The 2895-nt window shown below is 61.9% G+C and carries 4 protein-coding genes; all 4 read right to left on the bottom strand.

Annotation, left to right across the window (positions count from 1 at the left end; translation table 11 throughout):
• Positions 1-665 (bottom strand): acyl-CoA carboxylase subunit beta (locus tag AC1DWI_RS18690; RefSeq protein ID WP_477725420.1); only part of this gene is annotated, 665 nt, incomplete at its 3' end.
• Between the two features lie 33 nt (positions 666-698).
• A complete protein-coding gene (locus AC1DWI_RS18685; RefSeq protein ID WP_477669121.1) occupies positions 699-1571 on the bottom strand; it encodes an alpha/beta hydrolase family protein in 873 nt (290 codons plus the stop codon).
• Complete coding sequence (gene meaB / locus AC1DWI_RS18680; RefSeq protein ID WP_477669607.1) at positions 1568-2596, bottom strand: methylmalonyl Co-A mutase-associated GTPase MeaB; 1029 nt, start codon at positions 2594-2596, stop codon at positions 1568-1570. Before meaB ends, AC1DWI_RS18685 begins: the two co-directional genes overlap by 4 nt.
• Positions 2596-2895: GNAT family N-acetyltransferase (locus AC1DWI_RS18675; protein ID WP_477725419.1), on the bottom strand; the 300-nt coding region annotated here is incomplete at its 5' end. The genes AC1DWI_RS18675 and meaB, both read right to left, overlap by 1 nt.

Here is a 2895-nt window from a genome sequence, read left to right as displayed (position 1 = left end):
CCGCTACGTGTGGTGTGGGTGGTGGCGCCGCCCAGTTCTTCGGCCGTTACTTCCTCATGGGTCACGGTCTTGACGACTTCGGGCCCCGTCACAAACATGTAGGAGCTGTCCTTGACCATGAAGATGAAGTCGGTCATGGCGGGGGAATACACGGCGCCGCCGGCGCTCGGCCCCATGATCATGCTGATCTGCGGAATCACGCCACTGGCCATCACGTTGCGCTGGAACACATCGGCATAACCGCCCAATGACGCCACACCTTCCTGAATACGGGCACCGCCCGAGTCATTGAGGCCGATGACCGGCGCGCCGACCTTCATGGCCTGGTCCATCACCTTGCAGATTTTCTCGGCATGAGCTTCGCTCAGGGCGCCGCCAAACACGGTGAAGTCCTGGCTGAAGACAAACACCAGGCGGCCGTTGATCATGCCGTAGCCGGTGACGACGCCGTCGCCCGGAATCTTGTTGTCCTGCATGCCGAAGTYGGTGCAGCGGTGTTCGACAAACATGTCCCACTCTTCAAACGTGCCTTCGTCGAGCAGCAGCTCCAGCCGTTCGCGCGCTGTCAGTTTGCCTTTGCCGTGCTGCGCATCGATGCGCTTTTGCCCGCCGCCCAATCGGGCCGCGGCGCGTTTCTTTTCGAGTTGTTCAAGGATTTCTTGCATGGTGTGTTCCGCTTTTTTTGGGACGGTGAAAATTTATTTGGCAGGTTCAAACAAAAGGCGGGCGGCGGCCTGGCTCATGCGGCGCGACTCGTGCCCCACGCCCGGCACGGTGGCACGCTCCCAGGCCAGGGGTGTGCCCAGCTTCTGCGCCTGCGCCTGGGCCTGCTCGAAGAAGTGGGTGCCGCGCTCAAAGCGGTTCACGCCTTGGGCTGTGGCTTGCCTGGCCTTGGGAAGGTTGGCCTCATCGGTTTTTATGTCAGTTTCACCAAGCAGCACGATCAGCTTGCGGGCAAAAACCTGCCTGAGTTTGTCGGGGCTGACAATGCTTTCGTTAAGCGCGTAGGGAAATTTGTCTTCCATCAGGCCTGGATATCGGGGCATGGTGTAACTGCCGGCATTGGCCGCCACGGCGACTGAAACGCGGGGTGCCTCGGCCAGCAGCATAAAGCGGTGCACAAACTGCCCGCCCGCCGAGTGGCCGAACAGCAGGTAGTCGCTCGCCGCGAGGCCCTCACCAGCACGGACAAAATCGAAAAGATGCTCGACGATCTGGAAAGACCACTGGGCCCGGTCACGGCTTTCAATGCCGCCCATGTTGAACAACCTGGAAGAAAACCGCGCCTCGTCAAACTCCGGGGCCAGCACGATGAGTTTATTTTTCTCCGCAAAAGGCATCCAGTTGTCGCGCATGCGCGAGCCCTGCCGTTCCGCGCCGTGGATCACCATCATTACCTTGGCATCGGGGCCGGCGCTGCGCGCCTTGTAGTAATGCACCGTGACGGGCTTGTCCGCGAAATAGCCTTTGTCGGTGAAGACAAAACTCTGCGGCTCGCCGGCGACCATGCCGCCGGCCCACGCCAGGCATGCCTGAAAAAGCAGCACGAAAAGAATGGCGATTTTCTTCATGCATTCCATCCTTTGGATGCCAGGGCCAGCAAGCTCCTGGCGGCTGTCGATGCCGCGACTTCACCGCGCGCCACTTCGGCCAGCAAGCCGGGCAGGCGCTCACGCACCTGCGGATCCTGACGGAAAGCCTGCTTGAGGCCGGCGTCTATGCGCTCCCACATCCATGACAGCGACTGCTGCTGGCGCCGGGCGGCCAGCTGGCCATTGGCAGTCTGCAGGGACTTGAACTGCATCACGGCTTTCCAGAACACGTCCACGCCTTTGTTGTGCAGGGCGCTGAGCTGGATGACTTGCGGATGCCAGTTTTTGTCGAAATTAGCGGCCTGCGCGCCGTCCATGGCGTTGTTGACCAGACCGAACAAGCGCATGGCTGACGTGATCTGCGCCTCAGCGCGCATCGCCGCGTCGGCATCGATGTCGGCCTTGTTGATGATGACGAGGTCGGCCAGTTCCATCACGCCCTTTTTGATGGCCTGCAGGTCGTCACCGGCATTGGGCAGCTGCATCAGCACAAACATGTCGGTCATGTTGGCGACGGCGGTTTCGCTCTGGCCCACGCCCACGGTTTCCACAATCACCACGTCGTACCCGGCGGCTTCGCAGACCAGCATCGCCTCGCGCGTCTTTTCGGCCACGCCGCCCAGGTTTCCGCTGGAAGGGCTGGGCCGGATATAGGCACGGTCATGCACCGAGAGCTTTTCCATGCGGGTCTTGTCGCCCAGGATGGAGCCGCCTGAGACGGAAGAAGAAGGATCGATCGTGAGCACGGCCACACGGTGGCCCTGGGTGATCAGGTACAGGCCCAGTACCTCGATGAAGGTGGACTTGCCCACGCCGGGAACGCCGCTGATGCCCAGGCGCATGGCCTTGCCGGTGTGGGGCAGCAGGGCCGTGAGTAACTCGTCTCCCTGGGCGCGGTGGTCGGCGCGGGTGGACTCCAGCAGCGTGATGGCCTTGGCGATGGCGCGGCGCTGCACCATTGGGTCCGGGCCCATGATGGCCTGGAGGAAATCGGGCGCGGCCATCACGCGACCGACTCCGTGGCTGGCCATTCGTAGTGCAAGTCGACACCCTCTTCTCCTTGCAGCACAAAGCCGTGGCGCATATAGAAGCGATTCGCATCGCTCCCTTTCAGCGCAGTCAGCCTGACGGCCAGGCTACGCTCGCGTGCCTGCCTGATCACCTGCCGCAGCACCCACGAACCTATGCCCTGACCGCTGGCGTTGCTGCGCAGATAGAGATGATCGAGCCGCAGGGCTGCATCACCCTCAGGCTTGAGCGTGAAGAAGCCCACGCGATTGCCGTCAAGCAGGATGTGTTGCAT

It is taken from the genome of Polaromonas sp. P3_C2 (genome assembly GCF_056402675.1).
Note: the sequence above shows the minus strand (reverse complement) of the source record. Positions and strands in the feature narration are given on the sequence as shown.